Origin of the sequence: Pseudomonas vanderleydeniana, assembly GCF_014268755.2 — a bacterium.
Lineage (GTDB): Bacteria > Pseudomonadota > Gammaproteobacteria > Pseudomonadales > Pseudomonadaceae > Aquipseudomonas > Aquipseudomonas vanderleydeniana.
Genome location: NZ_CP077093.1, coordinates 3675880 through 3692767, shown reverse-complemented (window position 1 = coordinate 3692767; position 16888 = coordinate 3675880). Strand labels below are relative to the sequence as shown.

Genomic DNA, 16888 nt, shown 5'->3' with positions numbered 1-16888 from the left:
CGGGCAAGCCCTGCTCCTACAAGAGTGGCGTCGTACATACATTTTTTTCGTACGACAAGGCCACTGTAGGAGCCCGCTTGCTGGCGATGACGTCGGTACCGACGCCGCAAGGCTAGCTGACCGAACGCAACGGAATCGGCCCCTGCAACCGCGTCAGCATGGTTTCGCAATACCAGTCATCGAACTGACACACCCCATTCTCGGCCACTTGCGAGAATGGCCCCGGTTCGTAGGTCGGCGAGCTGATGCCGGCCTGGGTGCCCTCGACCAGGCGACGGTCCTGGTCGTTGGTGGCCAGCCAGACCTTGGTCAGGCGGTCGAGGTCGTAGTCCGCCGACCATCGGCATCCTCCTCTCGTCGTTGCTCGGCTGGCAGTTGGCGGGCAAGCGCATGGCCCTGCTGTGCCTGGTGACCCTCACCCTGCTGGGCCTGATCGGGGTCTGGTCCGAATCGATGACCACCCTGGCGCTGGTGCTGACCTCGGTGTTCTTCTGCGCCCTCATCGGCATCCCCCTGGGCATTCTCTGCGCCCGCAGCAATCGCCTGGAACAGGTGATTCGGCCGGTGCTCGATGCCATGCAGACCCTGCCCGCCTTCGTCTACCTGGTGCCGGTGGTGATGCTGTTCGGCATCGGCAACGTACCGGGTGTGCTGGTGACCATCGTGTTCGCCCTGCCGCCGCTGGTGCGCCTGACCAACCTGGGCATCCGCCAGGTGCCGGAAGACAAGATCGAGGCCGCTCGCGCCTTCGGCTGCACGCCACGGCAGATGCTGACCCGCGTGCAACTGCCGCTGGCCACTTCGACCATCATGGCCGGCCTCAACCAGACCCTGATGCTGTCGCTGTCGATGGTGGTGATCGCCTCGATGATTTCCGTGGGCGGCCTGGGCCAGATGGTCCTGCGCGGCATCGGTCGCCTGGACATGGGCCTGGCCACCGTCGGCGGTGTCGGCCTGGTGCTGCTGGCGATCTTCCTCGACCGCCTGACCCAGGCCATGGGGGCCCGTACCGCCGCCGACCCCAGCCGACGCTGGTACCACACCGGCCCTCTCGGCCTGCTGCTGCGGCTGACCGGCACCGTGCAACCGCCGGCCCGAGGCAAACCCGCGTCGCACTGATAACTGCTGTTCCCCTGTCACGCTGTGCTCACAACAATCAGAAGAAGGTACGTGATGATGTACGATTCCCTGTTCCCACGCGCTGTTCTCAAGGGTGCCGCCGCCCTGGCACTGGTCATGACCTCACTGTGCAGCCAGGCCTCGGCCGACAAACCGGGTGAAGGCGTCAAGGTCACCCCGATCTTCCCCTCCATCGCCGAAGAGCGCTTTCGTGGCGAGATCGCCATGGAGGGCCTGCGTGAACTGGGCTACAAGGTCCAGGAACCCAAGGAAACCGAATACGGCGTGATGATGGTCGCCCTGGCCAACGGTGATGCCGACTTCACGGTGCACTTGTGGGACAAGCTGCACGACAAGTTCTACCAGCAGGCCGGCGGTGATGACGTGATGGTCAAGACCGGTTCGATCATGCCCGGCGTGCTCCAGGGCTACCTGATCGACAAGAAGACGGCCGAGCAGTACCACATCAAGTACCTCACCGACCTGCAGAAACCGGAAATCGCCAAGCTGTTCGACACCGACGGCGACGGCAAGGCCGACCTCACCGGCTGCAACCCGGGCTGGGGCTGCGAACTGATCATCGACCACCACATGAAGGCCTACGGTCTGGAGAAGACCGTGCACGTCAACCAGGGCTCGTACTTCGCGCTGATGGCCGACACCATTGCCCGCTACAAGGAAGGCAAGCCGATCCTCTACTTCACCTGGGTACCGCAGTGGATCTCCGCCGTACTGGTCGAGGACAAGGACGTGGTCTGGCTGGAAGTGCCGAAGACCGACCTGCCCGGTGGCAAGAATGATGTCGACACCATGTACAAAGGCAAGAACCTGGGCTTTGCTGTAGACAAGGTCGAGGCCGTGCTGAACAAGGACTTCGCCAGGAAGAACCCGGCAGCGACGAAGTTCCTCTCGGTGATGCAGATCTCCACCGCCGATGAAAGCGCGCAGAACATGAAGATGCAGCAGGGTGAGAAAACCCCTGCCGATATCCAGCGCCATGCCAGGGAATGGGTGGCTGCGCACCGCCAGCAGGTCGATGAATGGCTGAAAGTCTCGCGTGCGGCGGCTGGTCAGTAAGGACAGGCAAAAATGAGCAAAGTCACCTCGCTACCGGCCGACGATCGTTCGTGCGGCTGGTATCACCTGAGCAAGGGCCGGCCGATCAGGCCGGCCCACCAGGGCCACACCAGCGCCCGCTGGGTCATCGTCGGTGCCGGCTTCGCCGGCCTGGCGGCGGCCCGGCAACTGGCGGCCCACTTCCCTTCCGAGCAGATCCTTTTGGTCGAGGGCCAGGAAGTCGGATTTGGTACCTCGGGCCGCAATGCCGGGTTCGCCATCGACCTGCCGCACGACATCGGTGCGGACGATTACATCGGCGATATCGACATTGCCAAGACGGTGCTCAAGCTCAACCTCAGCGGCCAGACCTACCTGAAGGAGCTGGTCGAGCGTTTCGACATCGACTGCCAGATGAAACACTGCGGCAAGTACCAGGCGGCAGTCGAGCCACGCGGTATCGCCATACTCGAGGCTTACCGGCGCGGGCTCGACAAGCTGGGCCAGCCCTACGAGATGATCGATGCCGATGCACTGCCCGAGCACATCGGCACGTCTTTCTACCGCAAGGCGCTGTTCACCCCGGGCACGTCGCTGATCCAACCCTCGGCCCTGGTCAAGGGCCTGGCTGACAGCCTGCCGGCCAACGTGACGCTGTACGAGAACACGCCGATCAGCGCGGTCGAATACGGTGACAAGACCGTGCTCAAACACGCCCATGGCTCGATCACCGCCGACAAGCTGATCCTGACCACCAACGCCTTTGGCATGAGCTTCGGGTTTCTCAAGGGGCGCATGCTGCCGGTGTTCACCTATGCCAGCCTGACCCGGCCGATGACCGCGCAGGAACAGGCGCGCCTGGGCGGCAAGCCTTTCTGGGGCGTGATCCCGGCCGACCCGTTCGGGACCACGGTGCGGCGTACCCCGGACAATCGGCTGCTGATTCGCAACAGTTTCAGCTTCAACCCCGATGGACGTGCCAAGGACAAATACCTGGAGCGCTTCGCCCCACGGCACCGGCAGTCGTTCGAACGACGCTTCCCGATGCTCACGGGCATGAACTTCGAGTACACCTGGGGCGGTGCCCTCGCCCTGTCGCGCAATCACGAGGGTTTCTTCGGCGAGCTGCGGCCGAACGTCTACGGTTCACTATGCTGTAACGGGCTCGGTGTTACCCGTGGTACGGCCACCGGCAAATTGCTCGCCGACTGGCTGGCTGGCGAGCGCTCGGACCTGATCGATTTCGTGCTCAAGTCCGCCGGTCCCTGTGCCAACCCGCCGGAGCCACTGCTGTCGCTGGGCGTCAATTTCAACCTGGCGCTGGGGCAATACCGTGCCGGCCGTGAATGCTGAACCACCTTGCCCTGCCAGGAACACTCACACACCGGCCAGCCCTGGGCCTGGCCTGACACTTTGCAACCACTGGAGAACCTGATCGTGAAATTCGAAGGCATCTACACCCCGGCCATCACGCCTCTGGCCGCGGACGGTTCGATCGACAAGGCGGCTTTCAGCGATGTGCTCGAGTTCCTGGTCGAGTCGAAGATCCATGGGGTGATCGTGGGGGGCACCACCGGCGAATACTACGCCCAGTCCGCCCAGGAGCGTTTTGAACTGGCCGAGCAGGCTCGCCAGGTGCTCAATGGCCGCCTGCCGCTGATCATCGGCACCGGTGGCTTTCGTACCGAGGACGCGGTGGCCTATGCCAGCCACGCCCGGGAGATCGGCGCCGATGCGCTGCTGGTCGGCACCCCGCCCTATGTGTTGCCGACACAAGAGGAGATTGCCCTGCACGTGAAGGCGGTCGACGCCGTCGCCGACTTGCCGATCATGCTCTACAACTATCCTGGCCGCATGAGCGTGAGCATGGGCGAGGCGTTCTTCGATGCCGTGGCCGACGTGAAGAACATCGTCGCCATCAAGGAGAGTTCCGGCGACATGAACCAGCTGCACCGCCTGGCGATCAAGCGTCCGCACATCGGCCTGTCCTGTGGTTGGGACGATCAGGCCCTGGAATTCTTCGCCTGGGGCGCGCGCAGCTGGGTCTGCGCCGGTTCCAACCTGATCCCGCGCGAGCATGTGGCACTGTACGAGGCCTGTGTGCTGGAGAAGGACTTCGACAAGGGCCGTCGCATCATGGCGGCGATGATGCCGCTGATGGACTTCCTCGAAGGCGGCAAGTTCGTCCAGTCGATCAAGTACGGTTGCGAAGTCGTCGGGCTGAAGACCGGCAGCGTGCGCAAGCCGCTGACCGAGCTGGATGCCGAACAGAAGCAGGCGCTGAAAGTCGTGATCGGCGACCTCAAGCGCAACATCGCCCACATCACTGGAGGTGCCTGACATGGCTGAAGTACTGAGCAAGGCGCAATACGCGGCCATCGCCGCCGAGCTGCACCCGCGGACCCAGGCCTTCATCGACGGTCAATTCCGTAACGCGGTCTCGGGTCGAACCTTCGTCACCAGCAACCCGGCCACCGGCCAGCCACTGGCCGAGGTCGCCGCCTGCGACGTGCAGGACGTCGACCTGGCCGTGGCGGCCGCCAAGCGCGCCTTCGAGGACGGCCGCTGGGCCAGGCTACAGCCCGGCGAGCGCAAGCACGTGCTGCTCAGGTTCGCCCAACTGCTGGAAGACCATGCCCATGAGCTGGCGGTGCTGGAAAGCCTGGACAGTGGCAAACCGGTCAGCGAATGCCAGAATGTCGACGTGCCGGAGACCATTCACACCCTGCGCTGGCATGCCGAACTGATCGACAAGATCTACGACAGCACCGCGCCTACCGGCAACGCCGCCGTGACCATGGTGGTGCGCGAGGCGATCGGCGTGGTTGGCCTGGTACTGCCCTGGAACTTCCCGCTGCTGATGCTGGCCTGGAAGATCGCCCCGTCGCTGGCCGCCGGCTGCTCGATCGTGGTCAAGCCGGCCATGGAAACCACCTTGAGCGCCTTGCGGGTGGTCGAGCTGGCTCACGAGGCCGGGATTCCACCGGGTGTGTTCAACATCGTGCCCGGCGGTGGCCGCGAAGCCGGAGAACCGATTGGCCGACACATGGACATTTCCATGGTCAGCTTCACGGGCTCCACCGCCACCGGCCGGCTGTTCCTCAAGTATGCCGCCGAGTCCAACCTCAAGCGTGTCGTGCTGGAACTGGGTGGCAAGAACCCTGCCGTGGTGATGAACGACTGTGAGGACCTTGACCAGGTGGCCCAGTACGTGACCGCTGGCGCGTTCTGGAACATGGGTGAGAACTGCTCGGCGTCCTCGCGCCTGATCGTGCACAAGGACGTGAAGGATGAACTGTTGCAACTGATCGGCAAGCACCTGGGCGACTGGAAGCTCGGTGACCCGCTGGACCCGGACAACCGCCTGGGCGCGATGGTCAGCAAGACGCACTTCGACAAGGTCCGTTCCTACCTGGAGCACGCTGCCGAGCAGAACCTCAAGGTGGCGCTGGGTGGCCAGACCGAGGCCGGCGTGTTCGTGCAGGCAACCATCGTCGACGGTGTGCCGCGTGACAATCGCCTGTTCACCGAGGAGATCTTCGGTCCGGTGCTGAGCGTGACCACCTTCGAAACCCTCGACGAAGCCATCGAAATCGCCAACGACACCGTCTATGGCCTGGCAGCCTCGGCCTATACCGGCAGCCTGCGCAACGCGTTGCGCCTGTCACGGGAGATCCGCGCCGGCGTGGTGACGATCAACTGCTTCGGCGAAGGCGATGCCTCGACGCCGTTCGGTGGCTACAAGGAGTCCGGCTTTGGCGGGCGTGACAAGTCGCAGTGGGCTCACGACCAGTACACCGAGCTGAAGACCATCTGGATCAACGCCAACTGAGTCATCGGGTGAACCGTAACCTCGTTGCGGCTCGCCTCCTTTAGCCACTGTCTCTCGTAGGCAGTGGTTTTTTTTGCTTTTTTGTAGGAGCCGGCTTGCTGGCGATAACGGTGCGCCAGGCTGCGGTGATGTTGTTGAATGGTCGCCTACGGCGGTTCGCGGGCGAGCCATGCTCCTACAAGGGATGCTTCAGTCCTCGGGCTGAGGGCCGGGCAGGCCCTTGGGCGGCGAGGGTCGGGCGAGCGCCGGTACCGGGTCATCCTGCTGCAGCCGCTTGTCCGCCGGCATCGGCCGGCCGAAGAAGTAACCCTGGAAGTGCGAGCAGCCTTCCGAGATCAGTTGCTCCATCTGCTCGACAGTCTCCACCCCTTCGGCCGTGGTCTTGATCATCAGGCTGTTGCTCATGCCGGTGATGGCCCGGATGATCGCCAGTGCCTCCTTGCTATGGGCCATTTCGCGCACGAACGACATGTCGATCTTGATCCGGTCGAACGGGAACGAGCGCAGATAGCCGAGCGATGAGTAGCCGGTACCGAAGTCATCGAGGGAAATGGCCACGCCCAGCGCCTTGAGAGCCCTGAGCATGTTGACGTTCTCGTCGCTGTTGTCCAGCAGCACCGACTCGGTGATCTCCAGTTCCAGGCGCGAAGGCGACAGGCCCGCGTCGGCCAATGCCAGCGCGACCGAATCGACCAGGCCGGGATTCTTGAACTGGATCGGCGACAGGTTCACCGAGACGGTTTGCTCGGTCCCCCAGCTGGCCGCCTCCTGGCAAGCCAGGTTCAATGCCCGATTGCCGACTTCGTGGATCAGCCCGGTTTCTTCAGCCATGGGGATGAAGTCGCTGGGCATGATCGTACCCTTGGTCGGATGCCGCCAGCGCAGCAATGCCTCGTAGCCGGAGATCTCCTCGCCACACTGGGTCACGATCGGTTGGTAGTGCAACTGCAGATGACCAAAGTGCAGTGCCGTACGCAGGTCGGTTTCCATGGTCCGGCGATAGCGGGCCGCTTCGTCCAGCTGGAACTTGAAGCGCTCGAAGCGGTTGCGGCCGTTGCGCTTGGCTTCATAGAGGGCCATGTCGGCATAGCCCATCAGTTGTTCGGGGTTGTTGTGGTCTTCCGGAGACAGGGCGATGCCGATGCTCACGCCGACCGAGCAGCTATGGCCTTCGATCAGGAAGGCCGGGCGAATGGCCTGGATCAGCCGCTGCGCCGTCAGCTCGGCAGCTTCCGCGGTCTCCAGCTCCGGCAGGATCACCGCGAATTCATCGCCGCCCAGACGGGCCAGGGTGTCGTGTTCGCGCAGCTCGGCGCGCAGGCGGGCACTGAGCACGCGCAGCAGCTTGTCACCAAAACCGTGGCCCAGGGCGTCGTTGATGTTCTTGAAATCGTCCAGGTCCAGGCACAGGGTCGCGGTGATCTTGCCCGAGCCCTCGGCGTCGCCCAGTGCGTTCTTCAGCCGCTCATGGAACAGTACCCGGTTGGGCAGCCCGGTCAGGGCATCGTGGTGCGCCATGTGGTGGATCTTGGCGTTCGCGGCCAGCTCCACGGTGACGTCTTCAGCGACGAACAGTACGTACTCGGAAGCGTTGCCCGGATCCTGGTTGAGCACCGTGCGGCTTCTGAGGGTCTTGTGGCCGCGGTTGGTGTGGACCAGGGTCTCGACGGTCCGGACCTGGCCGAGGCGCAGGTCCTGGTTCATCTGCTGCTCGATGTAGGCGGCCGACTCCGCCGGCAGGCAATCGCAGAGGAGCTTGCCGACCATGCTGCCGCCGTTCGGTACGAACAGCGTTTCCGCCTGGTGGTTGGCCAGCAGGATCTTGTTGCTGCGCACGTCCTTGACGATGACGCTTGCGGGAATGTTGGAGATGACCGAGTCGAGAAAACGCGACAGCGACGCCATTTCGACGCTGTACTGCTCGGCCAGGACCTTGGCCTCCATCAGTTGCAGCTCGTTCTCGCGCTTCTCGGTGATGTCCTTGGTGATCTTGGCGAAGCCGATCATCTGGCCGTCATCGTCATGAATCGCGTCGATCACCACGCTGGTCCAGAAGGTCGAGCCATCCTTGCGCTGGCGAATGCCTTCGGCATGGAACCGCCCTTGGCTTCGAGCCTGCTCCAACCCCTGCGCCGGCAGTCCGGCCGCCTGGTCTTCGGGGGTGTAGAACACCGAGAAGTGCTGGCCGACGATTTCCTCTTCCTTGTAGCCCTTGGCGCGCTCGGCCCCGGCGTTCCAGTTGACCACATGCCCACCGAGGTCGAGCATGTAGATCGCATAGTCGCTGACGCCCTGCACCAGGAACCTGAAGCGACGCTCCTGCTCCTGCTGGGCCAGCATCAGTTTCTGTTGTTCGGTGCAGTCGCGGGTGATCTTGGCGAAACCCAGCAGCTTGCCGTCGGCATCACGAACCGCATCGATGACGACATGGGCCCAGAAGGCACTGCCGTCTTTCTTCAGTCGCCAGCCTTCGTCCTCGAAGCGGCCGGTCCGGCGGGCAGTCTCCAGGTTCTGTGACGGCTGGTCGCGATCACGCTCTTGCTGGCTGTAGAACACCGAGAAGTGCTGGCCGACGATTTCCTCGGCGGTATAGCCCTTGGCGCGCTGCGCGCCAGGATTCCAGTTCGCGACGATGCCCTCCGGAGTGAGCATGTAGATGGCATAGTCCACCACGCTCTGGATGAGCAGGCGGTACATGGCATCTGAATCGTCAATGAACTGCATACTTGCGAACCTCGGATCAAGCTGAAGATGGTAAACAGGGCCCGCATCCGTGGGCCCAAGGCAATGGCATTATGCCGCCCAACGCCAGGAAGCGATATAAACGTGACGTACGAACCCCGGCAAAATTTCAGTTGATAAAGCCCGCCCGTGCTATCGGTGCCCGGGTGTATATCCAGTGGTATATGGACGCACTGTCCCTCACCCCCTAGCTTGGCGTTCGAATCCCATCCAGACACAGGAGTACTTCCCCATGGGTCGATTGAACGGCAAGGTGGCATTGATCACCGGTGGCGCTGGCGGTTGCGGGTTGGCCGCGAGCGAGTTGTTCGCTGCCGAAGGCGCGAAGGTGATCATCCTGGACCTGCCCTCCAGCGACGGCGAGCGGGTCGCCGGCCAGATCAATGAACATGGCGGGCAAGCCTGCTTCGTCGCCGCCGACGTGTCGAACGCCGAGCAGGTCAAGCGTGCAGTAGCCGAAGGCCAGGCGCACTTCGGGCCGATCACCGTGCTGATGAATCATGCCGGTACCATCGCCGCAGGGCCTTTCCTGGAGACCACCGAGGCGCAGTGGGACCGGCTGATGAGCATCAACGTCAAGGGCATGTTCCTGGTCACCCAGGCGGTACTGCCGGGCATGCTCGAGGCCGGTGGCGGCAGCATCGTCTGCACCTCGTCGATCTCGGCAGTCGCCGGCACGCCGATGGAAGTGCTGTATTGCACGACCAAGGGTGCCTGCCACATGTTCGCCCGCGCATTGGCGGTGGAGTACCGCGACCGCAACATTCGCAGCAACGCCGTCTGCCCGGGCTTCATTGCCACGGCCCACGGCCAGCGCGAGATCGAGTTGCTCGGTGGTTTCGGCGTCGCCGTCGGTGAAAGTGACATCCGCGCCATGCAGGGTCGCCTGTGCGAGCCGAAGGAAGTGGCGCAGGCCGCGCTGTTCCTGGCCAGTGACGAGTCGAGTTTCGTCAACGGCACGCACCTGTTCGTCGACAACGGCTACACCGCCTTGTAGCAACGGTTTCGGGCGCCAATAACCAGACTCAAGCCCGAACCGCGCCTTGCCCCTTATTCACTGCCCAACAACAACCTCCAATAGCCGAGGCAGTCATGGAAAACATCGGAACCTACGTTATCTACGTCATCATGGTCTGCGCCGTCATTGGCGCGCTGGCTGCGATCTTCCGCTCCGAATCGGAGCTTGCCGGCGAGTTCAATGCCGGGATCCACAGCATCGGGCCGATTTTCATACCGGTGGCTGGCATCATGGCCTCCATCCCGTTCATCTCTACCTTCATCCGCCAGGTGATCAGCCCGCTGTTCCTGGCCATGGGCGCCGACGCCGGCATCGCCGGACCGATCTTCATCGCCAGCGACCTGGGTGGCTATCAACTGGCCCAGGCCCTGTCGGCCAGTCCCGAAGGCTGGATTCTCGGGTTGATCACCGGCTTCCAGTCCGGCTCGACGATCATCTTCGTGATCCCGGTGGGACTGGCGATGCTCGACAAGTCCGACCACAAGTACATGGCCCTGGGCATCATGGCCGGGCTGCTGAGCATTCCGGTGAGCATCATGTTCATCGCCCTGCTGATCGACGGCCTGGGCCTGGGCGTACGTCCCGATATCGCCACCGCCGGCGCGGCCACGCAGGTATTGCACTACACGGTGGCCGGACTGGTGCGCAACCTGATGCCACTGATCCTGTTCTGCGCGGCCCTGGCGGCGGCGCTGCGTTACCTGCCCGGACTGATGGTGGCGTTGTTCCTGCGCACCGGTCAGCTGATGTACGGTGCGGTGACGCTGATCCTGGTGGCTTCGATCGTCGAGTATTTCACCGGCGCCTTCACCCATGTGTTCGGTGCCTGGGGCTTCGCGCCGATCATCGCCGACAAGGAGGATCAGTTCCGCGCGCTGGAGATTGCCGGTTATGTCGGGATCATGCTCTGTGGGGCGTTCCCGATGGTGTACCTGATCAAGCGCTACCTGTCGCGGCCGATCGAGAAGTTCGCCTCGCGGGTGGGCCTGTCGGCCAACGGTGCAGCCGGTATGCTCGCCGCTTCGGCGAATATCCTGGCGATGTTCCGCCTGGTGTCGTCGATGCCGCCCAAGGACAAGGTGCTGGTGATCGCCTTCGCGGTCTGTGCCGCCTTCACCTTTGGTGATCACCTGGCCTATTCGGCGAACTTCCAGCCAACCATCATCCCCTGCCTGATCGTCGGCAAGCTGCTCGGCGGCCTGCTCGGCATGGGCCTGGCCTACTGGCTGGCCGTACCGCGGGCACTGGAGATGGAGCGCGAGCTGGAGCAGACCGGCGAAGCGAAGCTGCGGTTGTCCTGAGTGAGTGGACGGAGGGGCCTGCGGGCCTCTCCAGTCGCGAAAGCGTTGCTGTTAAAGTGCCTGCGCCTCCCCGCTCCGAGAATCGCCATGTCCCTGACCTCCCCCTCCGTTCTGCGCGCCGTGGGTAGCGCCGGCTTCGGCCCTGCGCTCGACACGGCCTTCGAAGCCCTGACCGGCTACGACATGAGCTGCGCCTATCTGTTTCGTCCCAACGCCCCGGCGGTATTGCTGCACAACGGCTATGGCGCAAGGGTGGCGCGCAGCACCCTGGAAGCCTACCAGCGCGGTGGCTACCTGCTCGATCCGTTCTATGTCGCGGCGATGAACCGGCACCCGGCCGGACTCTGGCGCATGAGCGAACTGGCCCCGGACAGTTTCTTCGCCTCGGGTTTCGCCATTTCACCGGATATCCATCCTTGCGTGGCGAGTGATCACGGGGTGGACATCGAGGAAATTGGCTACATCGCCTACCTGGATGACCGGGCGGCCGTGGTGTTCTCGTTGATGCGTGGCCTGGGTGGCGGTGGCTTCAGCCAGGAGCAGGTCGAACGCCTGGCGCCGCTGGCCGACACCCTGGCTGCCCTGTTCGAACTGCATCTTCGACTGGACAGCAGCGCCCTCGCCCCTTCCGGTCGCGAGGAAGATACCTTCATTGCCCTGCTCCAGCGTCAGCTGACCGAAACCCAGGCGGTCATTGCCCGCCTGATCCTGCAGGGCCACAGCAGTGTGTCGATCGCTGCCAACCTGGGCATTTCCGAGGGGACGGTGAAAGTCCACCGCCACAACCTCTACCAGCGCCTGAACATCTCGACCCATGCCGAGCTGTTCCGCCTGTTCATCGACTTCCTGACGACGGCCGAGCCCGGCCCGGGCTGAGGTCCTGTGGGAGCCGGCTGGCTGGCGATAGTGGTGTGCCGGGCTCCGATGAGGTCATTGAATGGCCGCCCATGGCGGTTCGCGGGCAAGCCACGCTCCTACAGGAAATCGCGGTGCGTGCCGGTCTTGCACACATCACTCGGTTCGCGGGAAAGCCAGTTCCCACAGAAGGTTGCGTTCTCTGTAGGAGCGTGGCTTGCCCGCGAACCGCCGCAGGCGGCCATCCACTGCAGGAAAGCGATTGCCAGCAAGATTGTGGCGTCTCAACCCGGGCTGCCGATCAGGCTGCGCTTGATCCAACTGTAGAGGTTCAGACCCTCGCGGGACAGTTCGCTGTCGGCTCTCCGGCACAGGTAGTAGCCACGCCCATCGTCGACGCTGCTGTCGAACAGGCGCACCAGTTCACCGCTGGCGACGTAGGGCTGCACCAGTGGCTCGCGCAGCAATGCGCAGCCAAGGCCGGTCAGCGTCGCAGTCAACGCCAGTTGCCCATCCTCGAACAACAGGCCGCTCAGTGCGGTCGCACGCCGTACGCCGACCTGCTGGAACCACTGCGCCCAGGTACCACGCTCCTCATCGTGCAGCAGCGGTAGCTCGACCAGTGCCTCAGGCGTATCGATCGGGCCATGTCGTTGCAGGAATTCGCGGCTGCAGAAAGCCGAAACGGCGCCGGAAACCAGTGGCTCGCTGTGGTATCCCGGCCAATGGCCCGTGCCGAAACGGATCGAGATATCCGCCGCATCGCTGGGGTAGCTGCGGTGGTTGGCGTAAGTCACATTGATGTCCAGCCCGGGATTTTCCTCGAGGAACTCGGGCAAGCGTGGGATGAACAGATTGATGCCGAACAAGGGAATCAGGCTGATGGTCACCTGGCGCAATGCCGATTTCTCGCGCACGTGATCGGTAGCGCTGCGCAGCACCGCGAAGGCCGAGCGGATCGCCCGGTAATACTCCCGACCTTCCTCGGTCAGGATCAGGTTGCGTCCCTGCCTGAACGTCAGCGGCTGCTGCAGGAATTCCTCCAGCAGGCGTAGCTGGTGGCTGATCGCAGAGGCGGAGATGTCCAGTTCGCGCGCAGCGGCATTGACGCCACCGTGGCGGGCGAAGGCTTCGAAGGTGCGCACTGCACGAAGAGGCGGATCGTTATCCAACTGTTCTGTATTTTTCATGTATTGAGCATATTCTAAAAATAAACCGCTGAAAATGGCTATTTTTTGCCGTATTTGCGCGTTTTTGTTTTTGTTATAAGCATAGTATTTACAGATATTTGATAAAAACAGAATGCAACATTACTGTGCGCCTCTTTCCCGACCCGGGCCTTGTGCGTTTGCGGTCGCTCTAGCGCAAGAGGCTTTTTCGCAGCAATGGATACCCTGATACAACAACTGCTCAACGGTTTGATGCTCGGCAGCCTGTATGCCCTGGTCGCGCTGGGCTACACCATGGTCTATGGGATACTGCGCATCATCAACTTCGCCCACGGCGACCTGTTGATGATGGGCGCACTGATTGGCCTGTCGATCATCCGCCTGCTGCAATCGCTGTTTCCCTCGTTGCCGGGTCTGCTGGTTCTGCTGCTGGCGACACTCGGAGCCATGGCGGCTTGCGCCATGCTGGCGGTGTTGATCGAGCGTGTCGCCTACCGACGCCTGCGTAACGCTCCACGCCTGGCGCCGTTGATCAGCGGCATCGGCGTTTCCCTGCTGCTGCAGACCGTGGCCATGCTGGTGTGGTCGCGCAACCCGCAGATGTTCGTGCAACTGCTGCCGCTGGATCCGATCGAAGTCACTGCCGGTGATGAGCTGCATCCACCTGCCATGACCAACATCACGGCGCTTGCCACGATCGGCATCGCCCTGGGCCTGATGGTGGTATTGCTTCTGCTGGTCAACCACACCCGCCTGGGCCGTGCCATGCGCGCCGTGGCGGAAAATCCGCAGGTCGCCAGCCTGATGGGGATCAATCCGAACCAGGTCATCGTGCTGACGTTCGCCATTGGCGGCGCCCTGGCGGCCCTGGCCGGCATCATGATGGCGAGCAACTACGGCAGCGCACACTTCTACATGGGCTTCCTGCCCGGGATCAAGGCATTCACCGCGGCTGTGCTGGGTGGGATCGGCAACCTCAAGGGCGCGATGCTCGGCGGCATCCTGCTGGGCCTTATCGAATCGCTGGGCACCGGTTATCTCGGTGACGCCACCGGCGGTGTGTTCGGTAGCAACTATCAGGATGTGTTCGCCTTCATGGTGCTGATTGCCGTGCTGGTGCTGCGCCCAACCGGCCTTCTGGGCGAACGACTGGCGAGCCGCGCATGACTGAATCCATTCTCCACAACACCGCCCCGCGAGCGAAACTCGGCCTCCTGCTGTTCGCAGGTGCCCTGCTGCTGGCGCCCTGGCTGGTCGGCCAGGCCGGCGGCAATGCCTGGGTACGCACCCTGGACTTTGCGCTGCTGTACATCATGCTGGCCCTGGGCCTGAACATCGTGGTCGGTTATGCCGGGCTGCTGGACATGGGCTTCATCGCCTTCTATGCGGTGGGCGCCTACTTGGCTGCCCTGCTCTCGTCACCGCACCTGCTCAGCCAGTTTCCGGCCCTGGCCGCCGCACTGCCTGGCGGGATGCATGCGCCACTGTGGGTGATCCTGTCATTGGCGGCGTTGCTGGCCGCAGGCCTGGGCATCCTGCTCGGCGCACCGACCTTGCGCCTGCGCGGTGACTACCTGGCGATCGTCACCCTGGGCTTTGGCGAGATCATCCGCATCTTCATGCGCAACCTCGACCGGCCGATCAACCTGACCAATGGCCCCAAGGGCATTTCCTCGGTCGACCCGCTGCACCTGTGGGGCGTGAACTTCGCCCGCCCCCAGGAACTGTTCGGCCTGCGCCTGCCGTCGGTGTACCTGTATTACTACCTGTTCGCGGCGATGATGGTGGCCATCCTGTTCATCTGCATTCGCCTGCAGCGCTCGCGCATCGGCCGGGCCTGGGTGGCGATCCGCGAGGATGAGCAGGCCGCCGAGGCCATGGGCCTGAATACCCGCAACCTGAAGCTGCTGGCCTTTGCCATCGGTGCGGCATTCGGCGGTGTCAGCGGTGCACTGTTCGCCTCGTTCCAGGGATTCGTCTCCCCGGAGTCCTTCAGCCTCAATGAGTCGATTGCCGTGCTGGCCATGGTGGTGCTGGGCGGCATGGGTCACATTCCCGGGGTCATTCTCGGCTGCGTGCTGCTGGCCGCACTCCCGGAAGTGCTACGTGCCAGTACCGGCAGCCTGCAACAGGCGCTGTTCGGCCAGGTGCTGCTGGATCCGGAGGTCATTCGCCAACTGTTCTACGGGCTGGCATTGATCCTCGCCATGCTCTATCGACCCACCGGCCTATGGCCCGCTCGCAATGGAGGTGCGTGATGAGCACGGCCCTGCTGGAGATCACCGGCGTCCACAAACACTTTGGCGGCGTGGCAGCCCTTTGCGATGTCAGCCTGAGCATCGAAATCGGCCACATTCACGGCCTGATCGGCCCCAACGGTGCCGGCAAGACCACCTTGTTCAACGTCATGACAGGCTTGTACCGTGCCGATTCAGGGCAGTTTCGCCTCGACGGCCAGGGCTACCGGCCCTCGTCGGTCCATAAGGTGGCGCAGGCCGGCATTGCCCGTACGTTCCAGAACATCCGCCTGTTCAAGGCGATGACCGCGCTGGAGAACGTCATGGTCGGACGACACATCCGTACCCGCAATGGTGTCTGGGCCGCCTTGACGGGACACCGTCGTGGACGCGAGGAGGAACGGCAGACCCGTGAGCGGGCCATGCATCTGCTCGACTACGTCGGCATCGGCCCGTTCGCCGACTACCGCGCCGACAGCCTGTCTTATGGGCATCAACGCCGCCTGGAGATCGCCCGGGCATTGGCCACCGAACCCCGTCTGCTGGCCCTCGACGAACCGGCAGCCGGCATGAACCTCAGCGAGAAACAGCAACTGCGCGAGCTGCTGGAGAAGATCCGCGGCGATCACCGCACCGTGCTGCTGATCGAACACGACGTCAAGCTGGTCATGGGCATCTGCGACCAGTTGACGGTACTCGACCACGGGCAGGTGATTGCCCGTGGCAGCGCCGAAACGGTCCGTCGTGACCCGGCGGTGATCCAGGCCTATCTCGGAGCCAGCGCCCATGCCTGAAGCCCTCTTGCAGATTCGGGGTCTGAACGTGCACTACGGCGCCATTGCCGCGGTCAAGTCGCTGGACCTGCATATCAATCCGGGAGAGCGCGTCACGCTGATCGGCGCCAATGGTGCCGGCAAGACCTCGACCCTCAAGGCGTTGACCGGTCTGCTGCCGGCCAGCGCCGGCGAGATCCACTTCGCCGGTCGGTCGATCGCTGGCCGTGCGGCCCATGAACTGCTCCGCGAGGGCATCGCCATGGTCCCGGAGGGCCGCGGTGTCTTTGCCCGCATGAGCGTGGTGGAGAACCTGCACGCCGGTGCCTTCTGCCGCTCCGATCATGATCAGGTAGAACAGGAGATCGAGCACTGGCTGGAGCTGTTCCCGCATTTGAAGCGGCGTGCACGGCAACCGGCCGGTCTGCTGTCGGGTGGTGAGCAGCAGATGCTGGCCCTGGCTCGCGCACTGATGTCGCGCCCTCGCCTGCTGGTGCTGGACGAGCCCTCGATGGGCCTGGCACCGATCATGGTGGAGAAGATTTTCGACGTGATCGACCAGGTCTGCGACAGCGGCATGACCCTGCTGCTGGTCGAGCAGAACGCACGCCTCGCCCTGCAGGTCTGCCAGCGTGCCTACGTGATGGACAGCGGTCGGATCAGCCTGGAAGGCCCCTCGGCCGACCTACGGGACGATCCGCACGTGCGCGCCGCCTATCTCGGCGAATGAACCCGAACCGCCACCGGGCCTCCGGAGCCAATTAAACCGGCGACCTTTCAGGTCGC

Annotated in this window: 13 protein-coding genes and 2 pseudogenes; 12 read left to right on the top strand and 3 right to left on the bottom strand. The window is 63.5% G+C overall.

What is annotated here, in order from left to right:
- Window positions 1–112: 112 nt before the first annotated feature.
- A pseudogene (locus HU752_RS16690) lies at window positions 113–331 on the bottom strand (SRPBCC family protein); the annotation flags it as partial.
- Between HU752_RS16690 and HU752_RS16685 the strand changes: the two are divergent.
- The 5 genes and pseudogenes from HU752_RS16685 to HU752_RS16665 form a co-directional block, all read left to right on the top strand.
- Window positions 331–1119: pseudogene (locus HU752_RS16685) on the top strand (ABC transporter permease subunit); the annotation flags it as partial. The pseudogenes HU752_RS16690 and HU752_RS16685 overlap by 1 nt on opposite strands.
- Before the next feature lie 57 nt (window positions 1120–1176).
- Window positions 1177–2196, top strand: coding sequence for a glycine betaine/L-proline ABC transporter substrate-binding protein ProX (gene proX, locus HU752_RS16680; RefSeq protein ID WP_186677129.1), 1020 nt, complete (start codon window positions 1177–1179; stop codon window positions 2194–2196).
- 12 nt (window positions 2197–2208) lie between these two features.
- Window positions 2209–3528, top strand: a complete 1320-nt coding sequence (locus HU752_RS16675) for an NAD(P)/FAD-dependent oxidoreductase (protein ID WP_186676238.1) — start codon at window positions 2209–2211, stop codon at window positions 3526–3528.
- An 84-nt stretch (window positions 3529–3612) separates the two neighbouring features.
- Window positions 3613–4515: a dihydrodipicolinate synthase family protein gene (locus HU752_RS16670; protein WP_186676241.1), complete on the top strand. Its 903-nt coding sequence runs from the start codon at window positions 3613–3615 to the stop codon at window positions 4513–4515.
- Window position 4516: 1 nt separating this feature from the next.
- Complete coding sequence (locus tag HU752_RS16665) at window positions 4517–6007, top strand: aldehyde dehydrogenase (protein WP_186676244.1); 1491 nt, start codon at window positions 4517–4519, stop codon at window positions 6005–6007.
- Between the two features lie 189 nt (window positions 6008–6196).
- On the opposite strand, the gene HU752_RS16660 is transcribed toward HU752_RS16665, so the two are convergent.
- Window positions 6197–8731 (bottom strand): sensor domain-containing protein, encoded by a 2535-nt coding sequence (locus tag HU752_RS16660; RefSeq protein WP_437182263.1) that lies wholly within the window; start codon window positions 8729–8731, stop codon window positions 6197–6199.
- A 250-nt stretch (window positions 8732–8981) separates the two neighbouring features.
- Between HU752_RS16660 and HU752_RS16650 the strand changes: the two genes are divergently transcribed.
- The 3 genes from HU752_RS16650 (at window position 8982) to HU752_RS16640 (ending at window position 11944) form a co-directional block, all read left to right on the top strand.
- Window positions 8982–9746 carry an SDR family NAD(P)-dependent oxidoreductase gene (locus tag HU752_RS16650; RefSeq protein ID WP_186676255.1) on the top strand — a complete coding sequence of 255 codons (765 nt, stop codon included), beginning with the start codon at window positions 8982–8984 and terminating at the stop codon, window positions 9744–9746.
- A 95-nt stretch (window positions 9747–9841) separates the two neighbouring features.
- Window positions 9842–11068 carry an ethanolamine utilization protein EutH gene (gene eutH / locus HU752_RS16645; protein WP_186676257.1) on the top strand — a complete coding sequence of 409 codons (1227 nt, stop codon included), beginning with the start codon at window positions 9842–9844 and terminating at the stop codon, window positions 11066–11068.
- An 87-nt stretch (window positions 11069–11155) separates the two neighbouring features.
- Window positions 11156–11944, top strand: coding sequence for a helix-turn-helix transcriptional regulator (locus tag HU752_RS16640; protein ID WP_186676259.1), 789 nt, complete (start codon window positions 11156–11158; stop codon window positions 11942–11944).
- A 263-nt stretch (window positions 11945–12207) separates the two neighbouring features.
- Here the strand turns inward: HU752_RS16640 and HU752_RS16635 are convergent, their stop codons facing one another.
- Window positions 12208–13113: a LysR substrate-binding domain-containing protein gene (locus HU752_RS16635; protein WP_186676261.1), complete on the bottom strand. Its 906-nt coding sequence runs from the start codon at window positions 13111–13113 to the stop codon at window positions 12208–12210.
- Window positions 13114–13308: 195 nt separating this feature from the next.
- Between HU752_RS16635 and HU752_RS16630 the strand changes: the two genes are divergently transcribed.
- From HU752_RS16630 to HU752_RS16615, 4 genes are read left to right on the top strand one after another with little or no spacing between them, the layout of a single operon-like run.
- Window positions 13309–14259, top strand: coding sequence for a branched-chain amino acid ABC transporter permease (locus HU752_RS16630; RefSeq protein WP_186676263.1), 951 nt, complete (start codon window positions 13309–13311; stop codon window positions 14257–14259).
- The gene (locus tag HU752_RS16625) at window positions 14256–15350 is read left to right on the top strand and encodes a branched-chain amino acid ABC transporter permease (protein WP_186676265.1); all 1095 of its coding nucleotides are present in this window, start codon (window positions 14256–14258) and stop codon (window positions 15348–15350) included. Before HU752_RS16630 ends, HU752_RS16625 begins: the two co-directional genes overlap by 4 nt.
- Window positions 15350–16123 (top strand): ABC transporter ATP-binding protein, encoded by a 774-nt coding sequence (locus HU752_RS16620; RefSeq protein WP_186676267.1) that lies wholly within the window; start codon window positions 15350–15352, stop codon window positions 16121–16123. The genes HU752_RS16625 and HU752_RS16620 overlap by 1 nt, the downstream gene beginning before the upstream one ends.
- Window positions 16116–16832 carry an ABC transporter ATP-binding protein gene (locus tag HU752_RS16615; RefSeq protein ID WP_186676269.1) on the top strand — a complete coding sequence of 239 codons (717 nt, stop codon included), beginning with the start codon at window positions 16116–16118 and terminating at the stop codon, window positions 16830–16832. Before HU752_RS16620 ends, HU752_RS16615 begins: the two co-directional genes overlap by 8 nt.
- Window positions 16833–16888 lie beyond the last annotated feature (56 nt).